7 protein-coding genes are annotated in these 4,897 nt (G+C 73.3%); 3 read left to right on the top strand and 4 right to left on the bottom strand.

Annotated elements, in window-relative coordinates; translation table 11 throughout:
* Positions 1-67 precede the first annotated feature (67 nt).
* A complete protein-coding gene (locus H5J29_RS20820) occupies positions 68-1,063 on the bottom strand; it encodes a tripartite tricarboxylate transporter substrate binding protein (RefSeq protein ID WP_181782725.1) in 996 nt (331 codons plus the stop codon).
* Positions 1,064-1,228: 165 nt separating this feature from the next.
* Positions 1,229-1,690 carry an ArsI/CadI family heavy metal resistance metalloenzyme gene (locus H5J29_RS20815; protein ID WP_181782724.1) on the bottom strand — a complete coding sequence of 154 codons (462 nt, stop codon included), beginning with the start codon at positions 1,688-1,690 and terminating at the stop codon, positions 1,229-1,231.
* A 71-nt stretch (positions 1,691-1,761) separates the two neighbouring features.
* Here H5J29_RS20815 and H5J29_RS20810 point away from each other — a divergent pair, with 71 nt between their 5' ends.
* From H5J29_RS20810 to H5J29_RS20800, 3 genes are read left to right on the top strand one after another with little or no spacing between them, the layout of a single operon-like run.
* Complete coding sequence (locus H5J29_RS20810; protein WP_181782723.1) at positions 1,762-2,109, top strand: ArsR/SmtB family transcription factor; 348 nt, start codon at positions 1,762-1,764, stop codon at positions 2,107-2,109.
* A gap of 53 nt (positions 2,110-2,162) precedes the next feature.
* On the top strand, positions 2,163-3,173 hold the full coding sequence (arsB, locus tag H5J29_RS20805; protein ID WP_246394103.1) for an ACR3 family arsenite efflux transporter: 1,011 nt from the start codon (positions 2,163-2,165) through the stop codon (positions 3,171-3,173).
* Positions 3,170-3,568: an arsenate reductase ArsC gene (locus tag H5J29_RS20800; protein ID WP_181782722.1), complete on the top strand. Its 399-nt coding sequence runs from the start codon at positions 3,170-3,172 to the stop codon at positions 3,566-3,568. The genes arsB and H5J29_RS20800 overlap by 4 nt, the downstream gene beginning before the upstream one ends.
* Before the next feature lie 131 nt (positions 3,569-3,699).
* Here the strand turns inward: H5J29_RS20800 and H5J29_RS20795 are convergent, their stop codons facing one another.
* Complete coding sequence (locus H5J29_RS20795; RefSeq protein ID WP_220187708.1) at positions 3,700-4,656, bottom strand: arsenic resistance protein; 957 nt, start codon at positions 4,654-4,656, stop codon at positions 3,700-3,702.
* A gap of 30 nt (positions 4,657-4,686) precedes the next feature.
* Positions 4,687-4,897, bottom strand: a 211-nt coding sequence (locus tag H5J29_RS20790) for a hypothetical protein (RefSeq protein ID WP_220187707.1), incomplete at its 5' end; no start/stop codon positions are given.

The raw sequence follows: 4,897 nt of genomic DNA, 5'->3' as shown, positions 1-4,897 counted from the left end.
GGCGGGGGTCCCGCGGTCTCGGCGCCGGCGGGGTCCTCGGTGTCGACCGGTTCGCGTTCCGCCGCCGTCATCGGGGACCTGCCTGCGCGAGGAGCGCAGCCCGCCATTCCGCGGCGGACTCCTGGAACAACCTGCCGACCTCGGCCCGCCCCGCGAACGCGGGAAGGACGAACTGCGGCCCGACCCGCGCGGCGAACCCGGGGTCGGAGGTGCAGTCGCGGACGATCGACTCGAGTCGGGCGAGGACGGGCTCGGGCACCCCGACGGGCGCGGCGAGCAGCACGTACGCACCCGACTCCGGGAGGCCGGCGACACCGGACTCGGCGAACGTGGGTACCTCCGGCAGGAAGCCCAGGCGTCGTTCGGCGCCCGTCGCCAACGCCCGCACCCGGCCGTCGGCCAGCTGCTGCAGCAAGGTGCTCGACGTCGCGACGAAGGCCGCGTCGACGTTGTCCCCGACGACCGCGGTGACCGAGAGGTCGTTGCTCTCGAACGGGACCTTGCGGACGGGCGACCCGGCCCGGCCGAGCTCGTCCATCGTCAGCGAGTAGACGCCCTGGGCGCCGGGCATCGCCACCGAGAGCGTGTCGGGACGCTCCCGGGCCTCGCCGACGAAGTCCGACGCCGTCCGCCACCGGGAGTCACCCGCGACCACCAGCACCGAGGGCGACAGCGACAACGCGCCGACGGGCGCGACGTCCGCCCCGGTGTACCCGGCCTCCGGCGACACCTGGGGGACGAGGACCGAGGTGGAGAGCGTGGCCACCGCGAGCGTGTAGCCGTCGGGCTTCGACCGGACCATCGTCGACATCCCGGAGGTCCCACCCCCGCCCGGCTTGTTCTCCACCACGAACTTCTCGTCCGTCGCGGCCTCGAGGCACTCGGCGGCGACCCGTGCGGTGAGGTCGGAGATCCCGCCCGCCGCGAACGGCGCGATGATCCGCACGGTCCGGTAGGGGTACTCACGGACCGGAGGGGTGGCGCACCCGGTGAGGACGACGGCCAGGACCGCGAGGGCCCCGGCCAGGACCGTCGTGGTCCCGCGGCGGCGGTGTGGCGTCAACGTCGACTCCTCGTCCATCGTCCGCCGGCGGTGGCGAGAGCGTCGGGACCTCGAAAGGGTAGGGCCGGATCCGCTCCACCGCCGGATCTGGCCGCGGGGTCCCGACGAGCGGACCGACCACAGTGGACCACCCGGCGGTCCTCACCGCCGGGTGGCCGGGAGTGCTCAGCAGCACGCCGCCGGGGTCTCGGCGGTGAGGCCCGCGGGCGACCCGCACTCGCACGCGCCCGTGGTGGGGGCGTCGGCCGGGTGCATCGACGACGCGTCGGCCTTCACGGTGTAGACCTCCCACGGCTCCCGCCCCGGGCCGTGGACCCAGACCTTGTCCTGCAGGGCGTAGCAACAGGTGGTGTCGTCCTCCACCCGCGTGAACAGGCCCAGGTCGGAGAGTCGCGCGGTGGCGGCGTGGACCTCGTCGGTCGTCTCGACCTCGACGCCGAGGTGGTCCAGGACGGTCGGCTCGCCGGGCTCGCCCTCGATCAGGACCAGCTTCAGCGGCGGCTCGGGCACGGCGAAGTTGGCGTAGCCGGGCCGGCGCTTGGCGGGCTCGACGCCGAACAGCGACCGGTAGAAGTCGATCGAACCCTCCAGGTCGGCGACGCGGAGGGCGAGCTGCACTCGGGACATGACCACTCCTTGTTTCGATGGATGTCGAGACAGAGGTTGCACCCTGATTCGAGATCCGTCAAGATAGACGTATGTCGAAGCAAGTCCCTGAGTGCTGCACACCGTTGACCACCGAGCCGGTCGGCGCCGAGCGTGCGGTCGAGCTCGCCCGGGTGTTCAAGGCCCTCGGCGACCCGGTCCGGCTCCGGCTGCTGTCGCTCATCGCCTCCCACGAGGGCGGCGAGGCGTGTGTGTGCGAGCTGACCGGCGTGTTCGACCTGAAGGGCCCCACGATCAGCCACCACCTCAAGGTGCTCAAGGAGGCCGGCCTGATCACCGGCGACCGCCGGGGCACCTGGATCTACTACCGGGTCTCACCGGACACGCTGCGCGGACTGGCGGACGTCCTGGCGCTCGACGACGCGGGCGTCCCCGCGTGAGCACTCGACTGTCCACGCTGGACCGCTTCCTGCCGCTGTGGATCCTCGCCGCCATGGCGCTGGGCCTCGGCGCGGGCAGGCTGGTCCCGGGTCTCGACCGGGCGGTGGACTCGATCGCGGTCGCCGGCGTCTCGCTGCCGATCGCCGTCGGCCTGCTGGTGATGATGTACCCGGTGCTGGCGAAGGTCCGCTACGACCGGCTGCACACGGTCACCGGCGACCGCAGGCTCCTGGTCTCCTCGCTCGTCCTGAACTGGGTGGTCGGGCCCGCGCTGATGTTCGCGCTGGCCTGGCTGATGCTGCCCGACCTGCCCGAGTACCGGACCGGGCTGATCATCGTGGGGCTCGCCCGGTGCATCGCGATGGTGATCATCTGGAACGACCTCGCCGGCGGCGACCGGGAGGCCGCGGCCGTGCTCGTGGCGATCAACTCGGTGTTCCAGGTGGTCGCGTTCGCCGGGCTCGGCTGGTTCTACCTCGCCGTGCTGCCGGGGTGGCTCGGCCTCCCGCAGACCGATCTCGACGTCTCCGCCTGGCAGATCGCCGGATCCGTGCTGGTCTTCCTCGGGGTCCCGCTCGTGGCCGGCTACCTGAGTCGCAGGCTGGGGGAGCGGGCCAGGGGCCGCGCGTGGTACGAGGGGTCGTTCCTGCCCCGGGTCGGACCGTTCGCGCTCTACGGGCTGCTGTTCACCATCGTCGTCCTCTTCGCGCTGCAGGGGGACGCGATCATCTCCCAGCCCCTCGACGTCGCTCGCATCGCGCTGCCCCTGCTGACCTACTTCGCGCTCATGTGGGCAGGCTCGTTCCTGCTCGGCAGGGCCGTCGGGCTGTCCTACGAGCGGACCACCACGCTCGCGTTCACCGCAGCGGGCAACAACTTCGAGCTCGCCATCGCCGTCGCGATCACGACGTTCGGGGTCACCTCGGGCCAGGCCCTCGCCGGGGTCGTCGGGCCGTTGATCGAGGTCCCGGTGCTCGTCGCCCTCGTCTCCGTCTCCCTCGCCGCCCGCCGCCGCTGGGCCCGTTCGCCCCGGTCCACCCGCTCGAACCAGGAGATCTCGTGACCGTCCCCGAGGTGCTGTTCGTCTGCGTGCACAACGCGGGCCGCTCCCAGATGGCCGCGGCGCTGCTGCACCACCACGCCCGGGGCCGCGTCGCCGTCCGGTCCGCGGGCTCCGCGCCCGCCGACAGCGTCAACCCCGCGGTCCGCGAGGTGATGGCCGAGATCGGGCTGGACCTGTCCCGGGAGTTCCCGAAGAAGCTGACGTCGGAGGCGGTCGAGGCCGCCGACGTCGTGATCACGATGGGCTGCGGCGACGCGTGCCCCGTCTTCCCCGGCAAGCGCTACCTCGACTGGGAGCTCGCGGACCCCGCGGGCCGGTCCGCCGAGGAGATCCGTCCGCTCCGCGACGACATCGACGCCCGCGTCCGCGCCCTCGTCGCCGAGCTCACCGGCTGACGGCCGTCGCCCGGCGGCTGCGGGCCCGGGCCGTGCGCCGCCACGGCGTCGTCGTCGATCGTCAGGTCTCCGGCATCGTCCACCCCCCGCTCGTCGGACAGCCATGGCGGACCCCGTGCGGCGGCACCGCATCAAGCGTTCGGCCCGCCTCGGTCCCGGTCGGGCAGCAGCCGCGGCACCACCCGCACCGCGACCAGCATCCCGAGCACCTCGACGAGGGTCTGGGCGACGATCACGACCGACGCGACGGCGTAGGCGTCGGGGAGGGCGAGGGCCAGCGGCAGGACCACCAGGGAGTTGCGGGTGGCGCCGGTGAACACGATCGCCCGCCCGTCCCGCACGCCGAGGCGGAGGAGCCGGGCCACCGCCGTCCCGAGGAAAAGCATCACCGCGAGGAAGACCACGTACACCGGGACGACGGCGGCCACCGCGGAGAGGTCGGCGGCCGGTTCCGGGAGCTGCGAGGCCACGACGACGAGCAGCGTCGCGACCATGAGCGGCACCATCAGGCTCCCGGCGGCGGTGGCCACGCGCGCGCCGGTGCGGTGCCGCACGGCCCACGCCTGCGTGAGCCACGCCAGGGCCAACGGGACCACGATCAGGAGCAGGAAGGCCTCGACGAACGGGCCGACCTCGACCACCTCGGCGAGCTCCGCCCCGAGGAACAGCAGCAGGTACAGGGGCAGCAGCACCATCTGCGCCACCAGCAGCAGCGGGGTGGCCGCGAGCAGCCGGTCGCTGCTCCCGCCCGCCAGCCCGGAGAAGACGATCACGTAGTCGACGCACGGCGCCAGGAGCACCAGGAGCACCCCGAGCCGGAGGCCCTGGTCCGCGGGCAGGAACCCGACCAGCACCGCCACGACGAGCGGGACCACCACGAAGTTCACGACCAGTGCCGCGCCCAGGAACCGGCCCGCCCGCAGCGACCGGAGCAGGTCCCGGGCGGGGACCTGCAGGAACGTCACGAACAACAGGGCGCCGAGCACGGGGGTGAGCGCGCCGCCGAGGCCGGCCGTGGGGGCGGCGAACCCGATCAGCGCGCCGACCAGGACGGCGGCCACGTAGATCGGGACCTGATGCCGCTCCAGCCACGCCACGCGGCCATGATCCCGCGCGGGTCAGGACAGCAGGTCGGCGAGGATCTCCTCGTCCGTGAGCGGGGAGTCGGTCAGGGCGAGCGGGCAGGTCACCCGCACGACGCCGTCCGCCCACCGCACCCGGGTGCCCGGGAAGACCGACCGCAGCAGCCGGAGGATGCGCACGTTCTCCCGCAGCACGTCGCCGTGCAGCGCGGGGTGGCCCAGCTCCCAGGCCCGCTCGCCCAGCGCC

Source organism: Pseudonocardia pini (assembly GCF_013870575.1).
GTDB classification, from domain to species: Bacteria; Actinomycetota; Actinomycetes; order Mycobacteriales; family Pseudonocardiaceae; genus Pseudonocardia; species Pseudonocardia pini.
Note: the sequence above shows the minus strand (reverse complement) of the source record. Positions and strands in the feature narration are given on the sequence as shown.